Source organism: Dokdonella sp. GW821-FHT11D02 (assembly GCF_058808595.1).
In genome coordinates this window covers 1,379,056-1,399,087 of sequence record NZ_CM179520.1, presented here as the reverse complement: position 1 = coordinate 1,399,087, position 20,032 = coordinate 1,379,056, and the positions used below count along the sequence as shown (strand labels likewise).

The 20,032-nt window shown below is 64.8% G+C and carries 14 protein-coding genes; 10 read left to right on the top strand and 4 right to left on the bottom strand.

Features of this window, described 5'->3' with window-relative positions:
- Nucleotides 1-29: 29 nt before the first annotated feature.
- The 8 genes from dnaE to AC3QL3_RS05935 all read left to right on the top strand — a co-directional run bounded on the left by dnaE (nt 30) and on the right by AC3QL3_RS05935 (nt 8,848).
- Entirely contained in the window at nt 30-3,524 is a 3,495-nt protein-coding gene (dnaE, locus tag AC3QL3_RS05970) for a DNA polymerase III subunit alpha (protein WP_492897435.1), read from the top strand.
- A 119-nt stretch (nt 3,525-3,643) separates the two neighbouring features.
- Nucleotides 3,644-4,351, top strand: coding sequence for a hypothetical protein (locus AC3QL3_RS05965; RefSeq protein WP_492897434.1), 708 nt, complete (start codon nt 3,644-3,646; stop codon nt 4,349-4,351).
- A gap of 53 nt (nt 4,352-4,404) precedes the next feature.
- Nucleotides 4,405-4,737 carry a low molecular weight protein tyrosine phosphatase family protein gene (locus tag AC3QL3_RS05960; RefSeq protein WP_492897433.1) on the top strand — a complete coding sequence of 111 codons (333 nt, stop codon included), beginning with the start codon at nt 4,405-4,407 and terminating at the stop codon, nt 4,735-4,737.
- 61 nt (nt 4,738-4,798) lie between these two features.
- Nucleotides 4,799-5,206 (top strand): hypothetical protein, encoded by a 408-nt coding sequence (locus AC3QL3_RS05955; protein ID WP_492897432.1) that lies wholly within the window; start codon nt 4,799-4,801, stop codon nt 5,204-5,206.
- A gap of 50 nt (nt 5,207-5,256) precedes the next feature.
- A complete protein-coding gene (locus tag AC3QL3_RS05950; protein WP_492897431.1) occupies nt 5,257-5,712 on the top strand; it encodes a DUF6194 family protein in 456 nt (151 codons plus the stop codon).
- 30 nt (nt 5,713-5,742) lie between these two features.
- Nucleotides 5,743-6,213 (top strand): putative toxin-antitoxin system toxin component, PIN family, encoded by a 471-nt coding sequence (locus AC3QL3_RS05945; RefSeq protein WP_492897430.1) that lies wholly within the window; start codon nt 5,743-5,745, stop codon nt 6,211-6,213.
- Between the two features lie 329 nt (nt 6,214-6,542).
- The gene (locus tag AC3QL3_RS05940) at nt 6,543-8,642 is read left to right on the top strand and encodes a S41 family peptidase (protein WP_492897429.1); all 2,100 of its coding nucleotides are present in this window, start codon (nt 6,543-6,545) and stop codon (nt 8,640-8,642) included.
- A 74-nt stretch (nt 8,643-8,716) separates the two neighbouring features.
- On the top strand, nt 8,717-8,848 hold the full coding sequence (locus AC3QL3_RS05935) for a hypothetical protein (protein WP_492897428.1): 132 nt from the start codon (nt 8,717-8,719) through the stop codon (nt 8,846-8,848).
- 133 nt (nt 8,849-8,981) lie between these two features.
- On the opposite strand, the gene AC3QL3_RS05930 is transcribed toward AC3QL3_RS05935, so the two are convergent.
- On the bottom strand, nt 8,982-9,371 hold the full coding sequence (locus tag AC3QL3_RS05930) for a hypothetical protein (RefSeq protein WP_492897427.1): 390 nt from the start codon (nt 9,369-9,371) through the stop codon (nt 8,982-8,984).
- A gap of 107 nt (nt 9,372-9,478) precedes the next feature.
- Nucleotides 9,479-12,790, bottom strand: coding sequence for an nSTAND1 domain-containing NTPase (locus AC3QL3_RS05925; RefSeq protein ID WP_492897426.1), 3,312 nt, complete (start codon nt 12,788-12,790; stop codon nt 9,479-9,481).
- Between the two features lie 304 nt (nt 12,791-13,094).
- Here AC3QL3_RS05925 and AC3QL3_RS05920 point away from each other — a divergent pair, with 304 nt between their 5' ends.
- Both AC3QL3_RS05920 and AC3QL3_RS05915 read left to right on the top strand, forming a co-directional pair.
- Complete coding sequence (locus tag AC3QL3_RS05920; RefSeq protein ID WP_492897425.1) at nt 13,095-14,915, top strand: hypothetical protein; 1,821 nt, start codon at nt 13,095-13,097, stop codon at nt 14,913-14,915.
- Between the two features lie 216 nt (nt 14,916-15,131).
- Nucleotides 15,132-16,091 carry an acetyl-CoA carboxylase carboxyltransferase subunit alpha gene (locus AC3QL3_RS05915; RefSeq protein WP_492897424.1) on the top strand — a complete coding sequence of 320 codons (960 nt, stop codon included), beginning with the start codon at nt 15,132-15,134 and terminating at the stop codon, nt 16,089-16,091.
- 84 nt (nt 16,092-16,175) lie between these two features.
- Here AC3QL3_RS05915 and AC3QL3_RS05910 read toward each other — a convergent pair whose 3' ends face one another.
- Nucleotides 16,176-18,407 carry a M3 family metallopeptidase gene (locus AC3QL3_RS05910; protein WP_492897423.1) on the bottom strand — a complete coding sequence of 744 codons (2,232 nt, stop codon included), beginning with the start codon at nt 18,405-18,407 and terminating at the stop codon, nt 16,176-16,178.
- Between the two features lie 435 nt (nt 18,408-18,842).
- Nucleotides 18,843-20,006, bottom strand: a complete 1,164-nt coding sequence (locus tag AC3QL3_RS05905; RefSeq protein WP_492897422.1) for a hypothetical protein — start codon at nt 20,004-20,006, stop codon at nt 18,843-18,845.
- Nucleotides 20,007-20,032 lie beyond the last annotated feature (26 nt).

Here is a 20,032-nt window from a genome sequence, read left to right as displayed (position 1 = left end):
ACGCTGCGGTTCCAACGTCGCGCATCGGCATGCCCTCCGGCTTCGTCCACCTCCACGTCCACAGCGAATATTCGCTGACCGACTCGACCATCCGCGTCGGCGATTTGGTCGATGCATGCGCGCGTGCGCGCATGCCGGCGGTGGCGCTGACCGACCAGGCCAACCTGTTCGCCCTGGTCAAGTTCTACAAGGCGGCCGAAGGCGCCGGCATCAAACCGATCGCCGGTGCGGATCTGTGGCTGGCCGATGCGCAGGACCGCAGCCGCCCGCAACGCGCGACCGTGTTGTGTCAGAGCCGCGAGGGTTACTTGAACCTGTCGCGATTGCTCTCGCGCGCCTACGCCGAGAACCGCCACGGCGACCACGCCCTGGTCGAGGCGGACTGGCTGGAGACCACGCACGCCGGCCTGATCGTGCTGCTCGGCCAGCACAGCGACGTCGGCCAGATGCTGCTCGCCGGCCGCGACGAAGCGGCGCTGGAGCGCGCGCAATGGTGGCGTTCGCACTTTCCCGAGCGGCTCTACCTCGAGGCAGCGCGCACCCAGCGTGCGCAAGAAGACGCCTACCTCGCCGCCGCGCTCGATCTCGCCGCGCGGCTCGACCTGCCGGCCGTCGCCAGCAACGACGTGCGCTTCCTCGCACGCGACGATTTCGAAGCGCACGAGGCGCGCGTGTGCATCCACGCCGGCCGCGTGCTGGCCGACCCGAAGCGGCCGCGCGACTACTCGCCCGAGCAATACCTGAAGTCACCCGCCGAGATGCAGGCGCTGTTCGCCGACCTGCCGGAGCTTTTGGAAAACTCGCTCGAGCTGGCCAAGCGCTGCAATCTCGAACTCAGCTTCGGCAAATACTTCCTGCCGGCCTTCCCGGTGCCGGACGAGCACACGCTCGACAGCTACATTCGCGCGCAATCGCACGCGGGCTTGCAGCAGCGGCTCGGCGCGCACGACCCGGCGCCGGGCTTCGCGCGCGAGGACTATCTGGTCCGGCTCGACCGCGAGCTCGACGTGATCGTGCAGATGGGCTTTCCGGGCTACTTCCTGATCGTCGCCGACTTCATCAACTGGGCCAAGAGCAACGACATCCCGGTCGGTCCCGGGCGCGGCTCGGGCGCCGGCTCTCTGGTCGCCTACGCGCTCGGCATCACCGATCTCGATCCGCTGCGTTACGGTCTCCTGTTCGAGCGGTTCCTGAACCCCGAACGCGTGTCGATGCCCGACTTCGACGTCGACTTCTGCATGGATCGCCGCGACGAAGTGATCGACTACGTCGGCCGTAAATACGGCCGCGATCGCGTCAGCCAGATCATCACCTACGGCACGATGGCGGCCAAGGCGGTGCTGCGCGACACCGGTCGCGTGCTCAGCATGCCGTACGGCCAGGTCGACAAGATCGCCAAACTGATCCCGAAGATGCCGCTCGACCTCTCGCTCGAGGACGCGCTCGGCCGTTCGGACAAGTCGCGCAAGGAACCCGACCGCATCGTCGCCGACTTCAAAGGTCTGTACGAGAGCGACGAGGACGTCACCGAGCTGGTCGATCTCGCGCTCAAGCTCGAAGACCTCACGCGCAACGCCGGCAAGCACGCCGGCGGCGTGGTGATCGCGCCGGGCCCCTTGAGCGATTTCGCGCCGCTCTTCTCCGAATCGGGCGGCGACGGTCTGGTCACGCAGTACGACAAAGACGACGTCGAAGCGGTCGGCCTGGTCAAGTTCGACTTCCTCGGACTGCGCACGCTGACGATCATCGATTGGACGGTCAAAGCGATCAATGCGCGCCGCGCGCAGGCCGGCGAGACGCCGCTCGACATCATGGCGATACCGCTGAACGATGCGGCGGTGTTCGAGTTGTTGAAGAAAGCGCGCACGGTGGCGGTGTTCCAGCTCGAATCGCGCGGCATGCAAGGCATGCTGAAGGACGCCAAGCCCGACTGCTTCGAAGACATCATCGCGCTGGTGTCGCTGTATCGGCCGGGTCCGATGGATCTGATTCCGAGCTACTGCGCGCGCAAGCACGGCCGCGAGCCGATCGAGTATCCCGATCCGCGCGTCGAGCCGGTCCTGAAAGAGACCTACGGCATCATGGTCTATCAGGAACAGGTCATGCAGATGGCGCAGATCGTCGGCGGCTACTCGCTCGGCGGCGCCGACCTGCTGCGCCGTGCGATGGGCAAGAAGAAAATCGAGGAAATGGCGAAGGAGCGCGCCAAGTTCCGCCAAGGCGCCGCCGGCAACGGCCTCGACGAGCGCAAGGCCGACGCGATCTTCGACTTGATGGAGAAGTTCGCCGGCTACGGCTTCAACAAATCGCACGCCGCCGCCTACGCGCTGGTCTCCTATCAAACCGCCTGGCTGAAGGCGCACTATGCCGCCGAGTTCATGGCCGCGGTGCTGTCGAGCGACATGGACGGCACCGACAAGGTGGTCAACTTCCTCGGCGAAGCGCGCGCGCTCGGCCTCACCGTGCGGCCGCCGGACATCAACGCCTCGGGCTACATGTTCGAGGCGACCGACGCGAAAACGATCCAGTACGGCCTCGGCGCGGTCAAGGGCGTCGGCCGCGGCGCGGTCGAGAACCTGGTCGAGGTGCGTCAGCGCGGCGGCGCCTTCGCCGACCTCGCCGACTTCTGCCGCCGCATCGATGCGACCAAGCTCAACAAGCGCGCGCTCGAAGCGATGATCCTGTCCGGCTCGATGGACGCGCTGGCGAAAAACCGCGCCAGCCTGATGGCGCAGCTGCCCGAATGCATGCGCGCGGCCGAGCAGCAGGCGCGCGATGCGCAGTCGGGACAGAACGACATGTTCGGCGCCGCTGGGCCGGCGGCGCCGAAATTGATTCTCGCCGAAGTCGACGAATGGCCGGCCGCGCAACGTCTGGCCGGCGAACGCGACACGCTCGGTTATTACTTGTCCGGCCATCCGACCGACGCCTGGCGCGAACTGATCGCGGCAGTCGCGACCTGCCCGATCGGCGAGCTCGACAAGCACCACAAACCGTCCGCGCGCGAAGGCCGCAGCCGCTTCGCCGACCTACAACAAGTCGCGCTGGCGGGCTCGGTGATCGGACTGCGCAAGCAGGGCGACTCGCGCGCGTTCGTCACGGTCGAGGATTTCTCCGGCAAGTTCGAAGCCGTGCTCTATCGCGAGACCTGGGTCGAGTACGGCCCGCTGCTGACGCGCGATGCGATCCTCGTGTTCGAAGGCGGCCTCAGCGTGGACGAATTCTCCGGCGGCTATCAGCTGCGCGTGAACTCGGTCGCCACGATCGAAGCGGCCTGCGAGCGACGCGCGCGCCTCTTGCGCGTGCGCCTCAACGGTGTGCGCCCCGACTTCGTCCCCAAGCTGCAGCACACGCTGGCGGCGCACCGCGGCGGCGCCACGCCGGTGCGCATCAGCATGCGCAACGAGAACGGCCAGGCCGAGATCGAACTCGGCGCCGAGTGGCGAGTGCGCGCGAGCCCGGCCTTGCGGCAGACGTTGGAAGCGATGGAAGGCGTGCTCGCGGCGGAGCTGGTGTTCGGCTAGGCGCATTCGCCCAGCTCATTTGCCATCCTCGTTCGCCGCACCGCGTCGGCCCGCAATCGTTGCATCCGCGCGGCGCGGCGTGCACATTCGAAGCTCACGAACGGATGGGAATTTGCGCAATGAAAAGGTCGCGATTCTTTTCGGCCGTCTGGCGAATCAACGCAATTCTGATCTGCTTGTGCGGCTTGATTGGAACCACGGCGCTCGCCTTCGGGCTCTACATGCTCGTCCGGGAGTCGTCCCGCACGCAACATGCGCAGAACGTGATGAGAGTTTCCGACCAAGAGATCGATACCACCAAGGTCGTGCTTTCTCGATTCGAATCGATCGAAGGAACGCCGGTTCTCAGGGCAACCTTGTGGAGAACGCAAGAATACGGATTCAGATCCGGCCTCAAGGAAGCGCGCTCCGCTCAAAACGTCTTGCTCTTCGATTCGGCTAGCGGCCGAGCGCGGTGGCTACTCCCTGGTTTCAAGGGAATCATCCTCGAAACGTATCGACTTCCCGACGAGCGCCACTCGGAATCGTCGAAACCGATTCAGGGGTTCGCCTACGAGATCGTGGAGGTGGACTCCGACGGAGACGGAAAGCTCACCAGTGGAGATCTCAAGGACATCTATCTGTCGAATCCGGATGGCGCCTCCATGCATGTCGCGATCAACAGCGTGGAGGACTTCAACGGAGCGCACTCGATGGCAGACACCTCGGAGGCCTTCCTGTTCTACACCAAGAAAGGGCAGTACAGAGTAGCGAAAGCAGATCTGCGCAGCGGTACGGTGATTTCGGACACCGAGCTCGGAATTGAGAAAGGTGAAGCACGGCCCTAATCTACGCGCGGCACTCAGATTCTCCTTGCCGCTCGCGACGCCGTGGTGAACACATGACCCGCAACGTCCTCTTCATCTGCAGCCAGAACCGGCTGCGCAGTCCGACTGCGGAGCAGGTGTTCGCCGAGTGGCCGGGACTCGCCACTGCGTCGGCCGGTTTGAACCACGATGCCGACAACCCGCTCACGCCCGAACTGATCGATTGGGCCGAGACGATCTTCGTGATGGAGCGCGCGCATCGCAACAAACTCGCGGCGAAGTTCAAATCTCAGCTCGCTTCCAAGCGCATCATCTGCCTCGACATTCCCGACGACTACGACTACATGGCGCCGGAACTGATTCAGCTACTGCGCGTCCGCGTTTCGCGCCATCTCCCTTCAAGCTGAGTAGCCGCGAAGCGCGACGCGCCCGCGCTCCGAGCCCCCATCCCAAACGGTGACCGCCATGATGTTCGCGATCAAAGCCGAGATCGATGACACGCAAGCGAAGACCTTTGCATTCGATGCGCAGAAGACGATGTACGGCGGCAAGGGCATCGCCGTAGGCGATACGATCTTCCTGTTCGCCAGCGAGAATGAAGGCGGCCCGGGATTGATCGCACGCGGCGTGGTCACGGCGGCCACGGCGGTCGCGAAAAAACGTGGCGTCGAGCGGCAAACACCGCGCGTCAGCATCACCGTACGGCGCACCGCGGCGGCGAAGCAGCGCCTCGGGCGCGCGCAGCTCAAACCGTTCTCCGACTGGGACGACGGCAAGCCCGAGACCGAGCTCAACTTCAAGTTCTATCGCCAGGCGACCAACAAGATCGTCGGTCTGTCGGAGGAAACCGCGCGATTCCTGCAAGGATTCTTCTAGCGCTCGCGCTCGCGGCCACTAGAATGGCGCGCCCCGATTCGGAGCCCGCCATGACCCAAGACGACATCCGCAGTTATCTCGCGGCCCGCGCCGCGGTACGCATCCAGATCGCCGCCGCCGGCGACGGCAGCCCGGAGATGGCCTGGGGCGACACGTTCTGCTTCGCGCTGCAGGACGACGGCGAGCCGCGCAAGATGCCGTTCGTGACGATCGTGATCAAGGACTACGCCGGTTTCGATGCGTATTCGAAACTCGATCGCGGCGGTCTCTACCGCCTCAACCTCGACATCGGCAAGGAGAAGTTCGAGCAGTTGTTCAGCTTTGCGCCGAAGGAGATAGAGCAGCATCGCGACCGCTTCGACTTCACGGCGATCGATCGGCTTTTCCCGCACCCCGCTTACGCCGCGAACGGCTGGGCTTCGATCATCAATCCGAGCGAGTCTTCGCGCGAATCCGTCGAGGGATTGCTGGATTTCGCGATCGACAGAGCAAGCCGGCAGCGCTGACGAACGAACGACGCACCGTCGAGCGCTCCGATGATCTCAGCACCGCCCCGTCTGGTTCTCGACACCAACGTCTGTCTCGACCTGTTCGTCTTCGGCGATCCCGCCGTGGCCGTTCTCGACGCCGCTCTGCGTAACGCGCGAGTCGTCGCCGTCACGCGCGAGGACTGTCGCGAGGAATGGCGGCGCGTACTGCGCTATCGGCCGTTCGGATTCGATGAAGAAACCTGCGCGCGGCATGAAGCGGCTTATGACGAACGTATCGTTTGCTTGCGCGAAGCGACGCCGGCCGACTCCACGCGGATCCGTCTACCGCGCTGCGCCGATGCGGACGACCAGAAATTCCTCGAACTGGCCTGGCAGGCACGCGCGGCCGCGCTGATCACACGCGACGACGCGCTGCTCGCGCTGGCGAAGCGAGCGCAGCGCGACGGCCTGTTCGCGATTCAGACGCCGCAGGCTTGGGCGGCCTTGAACGAGGCTCGTTTCTCTTCTCCGAGCTAAAGCGCCCGCATCGCTAACCCCGTTTTCTCGCGTTGGACGATTACGAAGCCGTCGCTCGAAGAGCGGCCGCTGCCGAGCGGCCGCCACTCCCGGTGACCGGAGCGTGGGTCGCCGATCGGCGGCGGCCATGCACCGATCCTGCTGCGCCGTCGTCCAACGTGCCGGCGAATTTCGCCGAAAGGAAACGCACCATGCCGGGAACAGCTTGGTCTCTCATCGTTCGGCTGGGCTTGATTGCAGCCTTCGGAACGGCGGCGGCAGACGAACACGCCTCAGCCGACGCCGAGCAAAGCCCGCTCGAAGGATGGCACTACGCGCCGACGAGCGGAGTGTCCAATGATCCGTCGATCAAATACGACGGCAAGGCCTCGCTGCGTATCGAGCGAGACGGCAGCAGCGCCGGTGAGTTTTCCGTCGTCACGCGCTCGATACCGCTCGATTTCAGCGGCGCAAAAATCGAGCTGCGCGGCCATCTGCGCACGAAGGAGGTGTCTTCGCTAGCCGGACTGTGGCTGCGCGAGGACGGCGTCGATACCGCTCTCGAATTCGACAACATGGCCTCGCAGCGCCTCTCCGGCACGAAGGACTGGGCCGAGTACACGATCACGCTGCCGATCAATCCACGCGCGACCGAGCTGTTCTACGGCGTGCTGCTCGCCGGCACCGGCACGGTCTGGAGCGACCAGCCGCGCCTGTTCGTGGACGGCAAGCCGCTGGCCGAGGTGCCGCGGGTCGAACGCAAGAAGACCGTGTTCGATACCGACCGCGAATTCGACGGCGGCTCGCGCGTGCGCATCGGCACGCTGTCGGATCGACAGCTCGACAGCCTCGTTCTGACCGGCCAGGTCTGGGGCTTTCTCAAGTACTTCCATTCGGCGCTGACCGCCGGCACGCGCCAATGGGACTACGAGCTGTTTCGATGGCTGCCGCGCATCTTGGCGGCATCGACATCGGAAGAAACGAATCGGCTGCTGGCGGACTGGATCGAGGCGCTCGGTCCGTTGACGCCGTGCGATCCCTGCGCGCCGGAGCCGGCCGGCAGCGAGGTGTATCTGACCTCGCCGACGCAATGGATTCGCGATCAGGCGAGGCTCGGTCATCGGCTCAGCAGCCGGCTCGCCGACGTCTATCGGAACCGCAAACCGGATACGCAGTTCTACGTGTCGCTGGTGCAGAACGTCGGCAATCCCGTGTTCGAGAACGAACCCTTCTACGCTCGCGTCGCTTTGCCCGACGCCGGCTTTCAGATTCTGGCGGCGTACCGCTTCTGGGCCATCATCCAGTACTGGTTTCCGTATCGCGATCTGATCGCAGGCGACTGGACCGGCGCACTGCGCGAAAATCTCGCAGCCATCGCACAGGCGGGCGACGGCGGAAGCTTCGATCGCGCGATGCTCAAGCTGATCGCCCGCGTCGCCGATACCCACACCAATCTGTGGAGTTCGCTCGACGCCAGACCGCCGCAGGGCGAATGCGCCTTACCGGCCTACCTTCGCTTCGTCGAGAACGTGCCGGTCGTCGTCGGCGTCGCAGTGGGAAAGACCTCCAATCTTCGACGCGGCGACATCGTCCGCACATTGAACGAAGCGCCCATCGAAGAGCTGCTGGCGAACTGGCGACCTTACTACGCGGCCTCCAACGATGCCGCGCGACTGCGCGACATCGGCGCCTCGCTGACGATCGGCGCATGCGAAGACGTTCGTCTCGACATCGACCGCGCCGGCCAACCGATGCATCTGGTCGAGCGCCGTGTGCCGACGCGCGAAATCCCGCCCCTCCTCACCCACGACCTGCCCGGCGAGACCTTCCGCCTGCTGTCGCCGGAGGTCGCCTATCTGAAGCTCTCTTCGATCAAGAAGGCGGATCTCGCGGGATACGTCACTGCCGCACAGAAGACGAAGGGCTTGATCGTCGACATCCGCAACTATCCCGGCGAGTTCGTCGCGCTGCCGTTGGGTGAGTCGATGGTCGGCGCCGAAACGCCGTTCGCGAGGTTCACTCGACCGGCCCTGTCCGACCCGGGTGTTTTCGGCTGGAGCCCGCTCAATCGCCTGACGCCGTCGACGCTGCACTACGCCGGCAAAGTCGTCGTCCTGGTCGACGAGGTGTCGCTGAGCCAAGCCGAGTTCACGGCGATGGCGCTGCGCGCTTCCCCGCGCACCGTCGTCGTCGGCAGCACCACCGCAGGCGCGGACGGCAACGTCTCGCCCATTCCTTTGCCGGGACGGCGCCGGGCGGCGATCAGCGGAATCGGAGTTTTCTATCCCGACAAGAAACCCACGCAGCAGATCGGCATCGTTCCCGACATCGAAGTGAAACCGACCATCAACGGCATCCGCGAGGGGCGTGACGAACCGCTCGAGCGTGCCTTGCGCGAGATTCTCGGCAAAGCTCCAAGTGATGAAGCGGTGCGCAAGCTCTATCGCTGAGATCGTGTCTCACGCGAGCCACCCTTCAGCGGACGGCGCGCGCAGGCTGCTCGCTGCGCGACTTCGCCAATGGCGTGCTGACGATCCGCGCCGACAAGATCGATCTCGGCGCGTTCAAGTATTCGATCATCTTCGAGAGGCGATCGGATGGGGCGATCGGAGTGATTGATCCGCAAGTGCTCAACGAGCCGGAGATACCAGGCTGAGATTGCCGGCGAGACTGCGATAGCTTACGAAGCGGGCGCTCAAAGGAGCGCCCGCTTTTTGACCAGCGACCTTCAAATGCAAACTGGACTCACCATCACCGAAGCTGCGTGGCTTTTGGCCGTCTGAGGTACTTCAATCTGGAAGCTCGGGCTCATTGAGAACCTGCGGATCGACGTGCACCACGTTTTGGCCAACGGCGTCCGAAATCTGGAGCATGATGTTGATCAGCACACGTTGCGTATTCACATTGAGAACCGAGATTGATCGCCCATCAGGCGACAACTCAGGGCGTGCAAGCTGATAGCGTCCGTCGTTGCTGTAGAGCGTACTGAACGTCAAAGCCTTCTTGGTAGTCGCCGTCATTTGGTACACCAGCCGCGTCGGAGTTTCCTTCACCGCGGCGATATCCGGCTTGAATGTGTATCGATACTTCCCGCCTATCGCATTGCCGTCACCCGCGGGAGCGTCTTGCACATCGACGGATATGACGTAATCAGTAATTTTTTTGTCTTGCTCAACCATGATGAATCTCCCTGTATTAATAAAAGTACCGATAGTTCCTGGATACGACCGACAACCTACTCTCCAACGGAAAGTTATACTTTCGAAATGACCTTTTGTTTGAACTATCAACGCCCAGCCAAATAGCGATCGTAGTAGTCGACGAATCCGGGCGGACGATACCCCATTGCATGCAGCTCTCGCAGAGCTGGTTGCAACTCCTCAATACGACCGGAAGCGGCTAAAGCTCTGACCCAAGGATCAAGCACAGTTCGATCGTGCGAGCGCGACGCAGCGGGCTTTAGTACTGCAATGGCCGCATCGATGCTGCGCTGAGCCTCCAACGTATCGGATGCAACTCCAGCCTCGAGCAAACGCGTGCGCGCAGACAGCACGCGGCTCGAGGCATCATCAGGATGCGTGTTCAGAAGTGTGTCGAGATGTTCCGTAGCGGAAGCAAAAGCTTTCCTCGCTGCCACTACTCGGCGTTCGCGCATTGCCAAAGCACCCCGCTGCATCAAGGCGAGCCCGTACTGGCGTGCCCAATCGGCATTCGTTGGCTGCTGATCCACCAATCGCGTCAATATGACGATAGCGGCTTCGTTGAGCTTCTCCATATCATCCTCGCCACGGCCCAATAGGTCCAACGTGACTGCTTGCGTGTATGCATAGGCGACGTCTCGCTGCCATTGCAAGTTGGCAGGCTCCAGTCGCGCCAGCCGTTCCATCAGCGATTGAGCCTCACCGTTTGCCGCGCGCGCTCCCGCAAGATCTCCAATCGCAAGCGACGCGCGCGACATCTGGAACAATACGACGACTTGCCGCCGCTTAAGCCCAGTATCATCTCCACTCAACTTTTGTGCTCGCGCCAACATATCGTGCGACTGAATGTAAAGATCGCGTGCTGCTTGCAGTTTGCCTCCTGCGTCTTCGACGTTTGCAGACCAAGACAAACTGTCCGCTAGATCGAGAAGTACATCGGCTTTCTCGCCGCTGCGCTCAAGAACTCGCCGCTTCAACTCGATCGACCGCTCGAACGCCTTCTCCGCCACATCCAACTCGCTGCGCCGATACGCCAACGTCCCAAGATTGTTGTGCGCGTAGCCGAGCTCCTTCCAAGCCTCGGGATCGTCCGGCCGCAGATCGAACAAACGTTGCGCGTTCTCGCGATAGGCCGACCATTGCGCCTGCGCGACCGTGTAGTCGCGTTTCTGGAACGCCTCGTAGCCGAGCCAGTAGTGCGCCTTGCCCATCACACGCAGCAGCGCCGGATCGGACGGCGCGCGTTGCAAGGCGGCGCGTATGAAGTCGGCGGCCTTGGCGAACGCGGTGTGCGCCGACGCGGCATCGCCCTTGACCAGACGAATCTCGCCGACCTGCAACAAGCCTTCGGCGCGCAATGCGGTGCGGTCCGCGTCGAGCGGATCGGCGGAGGAAGATTCGAGATAAGACAGCGCGGAGCCGGCGATGCCGTCGAGGATGTCGAGCCGGCCGAGTTCGCGCAGCCGCGTGGTCGCTTCGCCGAGCATGTAACCGGCCAGACCTTCGGCGCCGGCGCGCTCGCGCTCGGCCACCGATTTGGAGCGCCAGGCCGACACCGCCGCGATCGCGGCGACGAGGGCGAGCGCGGTCACCGCGGCAAACGAGAACTGGCGCCGGCGCTCGCGCCGGCGTTCGCGCCGCTGCGAGGCCTGCACGATCGCGATCTCGGCTTCGTCGAGCCGTTCCGGTATCGCCGAGAGCACGTGCTGCGCTTCGTTCAATGCGGCGCCGGGCGGAATCAGGAAGTCGGCACTGCGCGCTTCCGCCTGCCAGCGTGCGGCAAGTTGAGCCAGACGCGCGCGTGCGCGCAGCAGCTGACGGTTGGAGGCGATCCATTCCTGCGCGCGCGGCCATGCGGTCCACAAGGCGTCGTGCGCAGCGTGCACCGCGGGACGGTTGTCCAACAGCTCGCTGGTGAAAAGACGCGCGTCGACCAGTGTGTGCAGCACGCGCTCGGCGGCGGGGTCGTGCAGCGTGTCGATCCACAGCGCCCGGCCGACCGGCAACGCGTCGGATTCGTCCGGTATCGCGATCATGCGTTCGAACACAACGGTGAGATGCGCCTGCGCCTCGGCGTCGGCCGCGGTCAGCGCCGCCTCGGCACGTTGCGCCAGCGCGCCGGTCAAGCGCCCCATGTTCCGGTAGTTGTCGAACGAGAGCGTCTTGTCGCCACCCTCGATGCGTTCGTACAGCTCGCGCAAGGCGTGCTGCAGCAGCGGCAGCGCGCCCGCCTCACCGGCGGCGTCTTCCAGCAGCGCGTCGTCCAGCCGTTGATGCGAAGCGGCGTCGCTGCCGAAGCCGAGCCCGGCCGCCTGCGCCGGGCGGCGGATCATTTCCGCCAACTCGCCGCGCGTGGGCGGGAACACGTCGAAATGCGCGCCCTCGCCGACCAGGGCCTGCGCGCGCCGCGTCTGCAGCAACCGCGGAAACGCGTCGCTGCGGCAGGCGCCGAGCACGAGCACGTTGTCGATGCGCGCGAGTGCGTCGATCGCTTCGAGCGTCGCATCCGCATCGGCGTGGCCGCGCTCGTCGAGCAGCGCTTCGAGCGGATCGACCACCAGCACCGCCAGCGGCCGCACGCCGCTCTTGAACGTCGCGCGCGCACGCTCGAACGCGTCTTCGAGCCGCCAAGCGATCGTGGCCGGCACGCTGCGCAGAGTTTCGGTGAGCTCGTTGCGTTCGGTCGGCAGATAGACCGGGCGCTCGCCGACGCGCCATTGCAGCAGCGCGTCTGTGAAGCGCGCCAGCGAAAGATCGGTCGCGATCGGCCGGAAATGCGCCACCGCGGCGGCCTGCCAGCCGCTGCTGCCGCCGGGCTGCTGCAGCAGCGGCAGCAAGCCGGCCTGCAGCAGCGAACTCTTGCCGCTGCCGCTGGTGCCGACCAGCAAGACGAAGTGCAGCGAATCCTGCATCTGCGCCGCGGCCGTATCCAACAGCCGCGACACCGCTTGCGAACGGCCGAAGTAGACCGCGCTCTGGCTCGCCGTGAAGGCGGCCAATCCCGGAAACGGGCAGGTGTCGGCCCAGCCCGGCAGCGGCTTGAGCGGCGTGTCGTCGGTGAACACCACCGGCACGCGCACGCGGTAACCGCGCTTGCGGATCGTCTCGATGTAGGCCGGCTCCGCCACGCTGTCGCCGAGCGCGCGGCGCAGCACCGCCACGGTCTTGTGCACCGGGCTGTCGCCGTAGAAGGTGCCGGCCCAGCAGGCGCGCAGCATGTCGTCGCTGCTGACGACCTCGCCGGCGTGCCGGGCGAGGTATTGCAGCACCGCCATCGTGCGCGGTTCGAGCGTGCGTGTCTCGCTGCCGCGGCGCAGCTGGTTGCGCGCCGGTATCACGAACCAGTCGCCGAAATGGAAGGTGGCGGTGGATGGCAGTCGCAAGTCCGCGTCAGACATGGCGGCCGGCCGGACCTGATGGGTTGGGGACTCGCACGATAGAAGGACGGCGCAGCCCGGGGAATGCCGCGTTTCGTGAAGTGCGGCGCATTTTGCACTCGAATGGAAGTGCGCGACGCAGCCGTAGCGCGCGGCCGAAGCTCGCCAAACTCCACTCGTATCCGATTGATCGAAAAGACAAAGTGAAATCGTAGGCTTTCCGTAAGGTTCGCCGCCCGCGAATCGGACAGCGTTGGCCCCGCAACCGCTTGCCACGCAACCGGCTGCCAACCCAACGACTCAATCCTTCGACGAGGTAGCGATCATGTCCACCAAAACGTCCGCCCCCAGCAAGGCCCATGACACGGAAACGACGCAGCTTGGCGAATACTCCCTGTTCCGCACCGGCTCGCGCGACCGTGCGATGCTCGACACGCTGCGCGAAGCCGACCGCTCCAGCGCGATCGACTTCGACCAGAAGCCCTGGGGCCTTTTGTACGGCGCCCTGATCAACAGCCTGGGCGCCAGCCCGAACAACTTCCAGCTGATCTATCCGTTCACGCCCTGGACCTGGGCGACCCAGAACGTCGGTTACATCGGCGCCGCGCAGTACGACTTCTGCTCGGCCGCGCCGCAGTGGAGCGCGATCGGCATGTACGCCTCCAGCGCCGACCGCATCAACATGGCGTATCAGGAATTTCTGAACGTGATCCCGGCCGCGACCGACGATCCGAAGCTGCGCGATCAGCTGCGTCAGGCCGGCGATGAGCTGACCGCGGCGACCAACGGCTACACCACCATCAACAATCAGGCGCGCCAGGCCTACGCCGACGATCCGGACGTGGCCGACAACAAGCCGACCTTCACCGCCTGGCTGGCGACAGCGGCCGGTCGCGGCTGGTCGATCCAGCTCGATGCCGCCTACAAGAAGGCGGCGCAGGCGCAGCTCAACTACGACGCGCTGGTGAATCAGGCCAACACGCCCGGATTGGGCGATGCGCAGAAGCAGTTCGCCAACCAGGATTTCTATGCGCGCTTGAACGATCCCGGCCTGAGCAAAATGCCGCTGGTGCCCAACTACCAGATCTCGCAGAGCGCGAGCGCCTGGGTCAATGCGGTCAAGGCCGGCAGCGGCCCGGCCGGCGGCACCATGGGCTTCACTGCGCGCGATCAGTCCTACGACTACTCCAAGACCTGGGCCGGCGGCGCGGTGTCGATCCCCAAGCTGTTCTGGGAAGTGCAGGTCAGCGGCAAGTGGGAGCGCATCACCGAGTTCGAAACCGACAACGAGCTGGAAGTCTCGCTCGAATTCGAAGCGCTCGACCAGATCCAGATCCAACCGTCGGACTGGTACAACGGCGCGTTCGTGCGCAGCAAGGCGAACGGTCCGTTCGTGCGCGGCTACAGCGCCTACGGCGGCGACGGCACGCAAGCGGTGTTCGGCAAGACCGGCTTCTTCAACACGCTCAAGACCGCGATGTACGTCGGCTACAAGCCGAACTTCACCATCCGCACCAGCAAGGCGACGTACCAGAGCTTCTATGAGAAGTTCAAAGTGGCGACCGGGTTGCGCATCGGACCGTTCACCATCTCGGCCGAAGGCGGCAGCGAGCGCGCCGGCTGGAATGCGAGCAGCCAGGGCCAGACCTTCAGCGGCACCACCACCTCCGATGCACCGCTGATTCTCGGCGTCAGCATCGCGCGCGTGCCGGCCGACAATTCGCTCCTGACGAGCGAGGAGCGGGGCGAGCCGACCGGCGATGCCTACACCTTCGCCGATGGCGAAGGCGACGTCGTCGCACGCAATGTCACCGAAGCGGAAGCCAATGCGCTCGGCGCGTACTGGCATGCGCCGCGGGTGCCGCAGCTGGTGACCTCGTTGCGCAAGATCCGCGTAAGCGAGGAAGCCTACCCCGGCGCCGAAGCCTTGAACGCACCGGATGCCGACATGGAGACCTTCCCCGGCGGCAACTTCGCGATCAGCGTGCTGCCGCCGCTGAACCTGGTCAACGGCGGACCGAACACCGGCAAGCTGTATCGACTGCGCGCGGTGAATGCGATCAACGGCCAGCAGGTCGACCTGCGCTACCTGCGCTTCCTCGGCATCAGCCACATCACCGGAGCGGCGCGTTTCACCGATCAATAACCGCACGTGCAGGCAACGGTGCGGCGGCGTTGGCGGACGCCGCCGCACCACGCGAGAGGCCTGGCCGGCACACGCCGGCCAGGCCGCAAGTTCCGCCGCCGCGACCGCGCCAGCGCGCCGAGACTGTCCGTCCCAGGCCGAGCCGCTATACTCCGCCTCTTTGGCTCCGGTCCGCGCACTCCGACGGACATCCGGCGCCGTCGGGCGCTGCAGCGAATGAATCCCAACTTCCTCGATTTCGAACAGCCGATCGCCGATCTGGACGCCAAGCTCCAGGAGCTGCGCCATGCCAGCCACGGCCAATCGATCAACATCGAGGACGAGATCGCCACGCTGCAAGGCAAGCTGAAGACCAAGACGGCGGAAATCTTTCGCAATCTTTCGCCCTGGCAGATCGCTCAGCTCGCGCGCCACCCGGCGCGGCCCTACACGCTCGACTACACCGGCGCGATCTGCGAGGAGTTCCACGAACTCGCCGGCGATCGCACCTATGCCGACGACGCTGCCATCGTCGGCGGCCTCGCGCGCATCAGCGGGCGCAGCGTGATGATCATCGGCCATCAAAAAGGCCGCGACACCAAGAGCAAGATCCGGCGCAACTTCGGCATGCCGCGGCCGGAAGGCTATCGCAAGGCGCTGCGCCTGATGCAGCTGGCCGAACGCTTCAAGCTGCCGATCCTGACCTTCATCGACACGCCCGGCGCGTATCCGGGCGTCGGCGCCGAAGAGCGCGGCCAAAGCGAAGCGATCGCGCGCAACCTGCTCGAAATGTCCGATCTGCGCGTGCCGATCATCTGCACCGTGATCGGCGAAGGCGGTTCCGGCGGCGCGCTCGCGATCGGCGTCGGCGACATCACCAACATGCTCGAATACAGCACCTACTCGGTGATCACGCCGGAAGGTTGCGCTTCGATCCTGTGGAAGACCGCGGACAAGGCGAAGGACGCCTCCGAAGCGCTCGGCCTCACCGCGCCGCGGCTGAAGGAATTCGATCTGGTCGACAAAGTCATTCGCGAACCGCTCGGCGGTGCGCATCGCAATCCGCGCGGCATGGCGATCCGCTTGAAGGCCGTGCTGTTGAACCAGCTCGACGAACTCGAAACGCTCGACGAGGGCGCCCTGCTCGAGCGTCGCTACCAGCGCCTGCGCCGGCACGGCGCGTTCACCGGCGGCTAGCCCGAGAACATCCTCGATTGCAGACGTAAAAAAACCGCCCGGATCGCTCCGGGCGGTTTTTTTTTCAGCTCGCAGCGTAGCGGTTTACTTCTTCTTCGACTTGCGCGGCTTCGCCTTGGTCGGCGCGGCCGACACCGCGGTGAGGCCGCGGCGTTCCAGCAAGGGTTCGATCTGCGGGTCGTGGCCGGTGAAATCGTGGAACAGCTGCAACGCGTCCTTGCTGCCGCCGCGCGAGAGCAGCGTGTTGCGGAAGCGGTCGCCGTTGGCGCGCGTCAGCCCGCCGTTCTGCTTGATCCACTGCACCGTGTTCGCATCGAGCACTTCGGACCAGATGTAGGCGTAATAGCCGGCCGCGTAGCCGCTCATGATGTGGCTGAAGTACGGCGTGCGATAGCGTGGCGGCACCGGCTTGTAGTCGACGCCATCCTTCGCCAGCGCAGCCGCTTCGAACGCCATCACGCCGTTCGCCGCCGGCACCGCATCGGCGCTGCCGATCTGATGCCAGTTCTGGTCCAGCATCGCCGCACCCAGATATTCGGTGGTGCGGAAGCCTTCGTTGAATTGCGCCGCCGCCATCACCTTGTCGAGCAATTCCTTCGGCATCGGCGCGCCGCTGCGGTAGTCCTTGGCGTAGTTGGCCAGGACGCTCGGCCAGTCGGCCCACATCTCGTTCACTTGCGAGGGGAACTCGACGAAGTCGCGCGGCACTTTGGTGCCGGCGAAGTAGGGATATTTCACGTTCGAGAACATGCCGTGCAGCGCATGGCCGAACTCGTGGAACATCGTGCGCGTCTCGTCCCAGGTCAACAGCGTCGGCTTGCCGGCCGAAGGCTTGGGAATGTTCAGATGGTTGGCCACCACCGGCTGCGTGCCGAACAGCTTGTTCTGCTGCACGTAGGCGTTCATCCACGCGCCGCCGCGCTTGGACGGGCGCGCGTACATGTCGGCGATGAAGATGGCGAGCTGCGAGCCGTCTTCGTTGAAGACGTCGTAGGTGAGCACGTCGGGCTGGTACACCGGCAGGTCGGTGCGCTGCTTGAACTTGAGACCGTAGAGCTGGCCGGCCGCGTAGAACACGCCGTTCTCGAGCACGTTCTTCATTTCCAGATACGGCTTGATCTGCGACTCGTCGAACGCGTACTTCTTCTGCCGCACTTTCTCCGAATAGAAAGCCCAGTCCCACGGCTCGAGCTTGAAGCTCGGCTGGCCCTTCGCTTTCTGTTCCTGATCGATCACCGCCTGCAAGTCGGCGGCTTCGCGCTTGGCGTTCGCCACCGCCGGCGGCGCCAGCTTGCCCAGCATCGAGTTGACCGCCTCGGGCGTCTTCGCGGTCTGGTCGGCCAGGCTGTAGGCGGCGAAGGTCGGATAGCCGAGCATCTTCGCGCGCTCGATGCGCAGCTTCATGATCTGCGAGACGATGGCGGTGTTGTCGTAGGCGTTGCCGCGGCTGCCGCGCGCGACCGAGGCTTCGTACAAGCGCTGGCGCAGCGCACGATTGGTCAGGTACGCCTCCGGCGGCTGGCCGGTGGTGTTCTGCAGTGCGATCACGTACTTGCCTTCGAGCTTGCGCGTCTTCGCCGCTTCCGCGGCGGCGGTGACGGCTTCCTCGGAGAGGCCGTCGAGTTCTTCTTTGCTGTCGACGGTGATGGCCGAATCGTTGACCTCGGCCAGCACGTTCTGGCTGAACTTGGTGCCCAGCGTGGCGAGTTCGCTGTTGATCTCTTTCAGGCGCACCTTGGCGGTTTCCGGCAGCTTGGCGCCGGAACGGACGAAGCCGTCGTAGTAGCGCTCGACCAGGCGCAGATCTTCGGCGTCGAGGCCGAGGCTGGCGCGCTGGTCGTATAGGGCCTGCACGCGCGCGAACAGTTTCGGATTGAGATTGATCGCATCCTGGTGCGCGCTCAGCTTGGGCGCGTAGTCGGCTTGGATCTTCTTGCGCGCATCGTTGGTATCGGCACCGACCAGGCTATAGAACAGCGTGGTCGCGCGATCGAGCTGCTTGCCGCTTTTTTCCATCGCGACGAAGGTGTTGTCGAAGGTCGGCGCGGCCGGATTGTTCGCGATCGCTTCGTACTCCTTCAGCTCCTCGGCCATGCCGCGATCGAAGGCCGGCGCGAAATCGCTGTCCTTGACCTTGTCGAACGGCGGGTAGTGCAGCGGCAGCGTGCTCTCGGCGGACAGTGGATTGGCCGTCTCACTGACCGGCGCCGCGGCCGTCTTTTTTGCGTCGGCATCGGGGCGGGTCGGAGCCGTGCAGGCGCCGAGCGCCAGGGTGGACAGCGCCGCAGTCAGCGCGAGAGCCAGAGGATGCTTCATCGGTCGGTACCTGAACGGGTTGGACCGCCGAGACTAGCAAAACGAATTTGCCGTGACCCCTGACGAAAGGCATGCCGGGCGCTGCCGGATTCGGCCTGGAGCGCGTCGCGCGGGCGCGGACCCGCTTCGCGACCGGACGCGTCAATCCCTCAATGAAGGACGGCGCGGAGCCATTGGCCGAACAGGTAGCCGCTGTGGGCGATCGCGGCGGCGCCCAAGACGACCACCATAGGGCTGAGCAGGGCGAGCGTGCGGGATGGGATCTTCATGACGATTCCTCCGGGTCCGACGACAAAGACGGAAAAGCGCGGGACGGCTGCGATCTTCGCTCAGCGCGGCGCGCACCACATCTCCCGCTGGTCATGGTCATCTCCGTTTGATTGCGCCGAGCCTGGCGCAGCCAGGTGTCGCGCGAATGACGAGGGTTGCGCGCTCCTAGAGACCGTCGAATCCGTCGGCGAAGATGCGGTCGCCGCAACCGCCGGGAAGATTCCACCACGGCGCATGGCCGGTGGCGGCGTCCCAAGCCGGATCGGCGATCAGCTCGAACGCGTTCGGACACAGCTGCGAAGCGTCGAGGATGAGATTGGGCGGCGGCGACGGCAGCGTGCCGGTCAAAATGTTGTGGTCGAAGCGAACCGCCTGCAGCGAGGTCAAACCGGACAGATTCGGAATCGAACCGGTCAGACCGTTCTTCCACACCGACACGTACTCGAGCGTCGAAACGCTGCTCAAGGACGGCGGGATCGCGCCGCTGAAGCTGTTCTGGCTCGCGTCGAAGTAGCGCAACGCGGCGAGTCCGGTGAGATCGGGCAGCGCACCGCTCAACACATTCGCATAGACCGCGAAATAGCTCAGATTCGTCAGGCCGGCGAGGCTCGGAATGCCGCCGCTCAAGGCGTTGGAATTCGCATCGAACAACTGCAGCGAAGTCAGCCCCGCCAGCGACGGCAGCGAACCGCTGAGCTGGTTGTTGTAGACCGCGAACTCCTGCAGCTGGGTCATGCCGGTCAGTGCCGGAATCGTGCCGGTCAGCTGATTGGAATCGACCACGAACCGGCGCAATGCCGGCAATCCCGTCAACGGCGGAATCGAGCCGCCGAGGAAGTTGTTGTCGACGCTGTAGACCTCGAGCGCCGGCAGGTTCATGAGCGGCGGAATCGTGCCCTCGAACTGATTCGCGAAGACGTCGAACTCGGTCAAAGCGAGCGAGCCCGAAATGTCGGGCAAGGGTCCGCCGATCGCGTTGTAGTGCACGTCGAATACTTGCAGGGCGGAGAATGCGGCGAGCGCAGGCAAGCTTCCGCCGAGCTGGTTCTCGACCAGCTCGATGCGCGTGACGTGAGTCGTGCCGGCATCGCAGGTGACACCGTGCCAGCTGCATTCCGTGCCCAGCGCGTTGAACGTCGGCGTTCCGCTCACTGGACACGCTCCGCTGCACCAGTTCGAATTGTCGGTCCAGCCGCCGCCGTGAGTCGCTTCGTACAGCGCGATCAGCGCGTTGCGTTCGGCCGGCGGAATCGCGGCGAACGCCGCGCCGGATGTCACCAAACCCACGAATAGCACGGCTGCGATCGTCGCCACGTGTTTGCGGTTCATCGGCCTGACCTCGCTGTGCGCCGCTA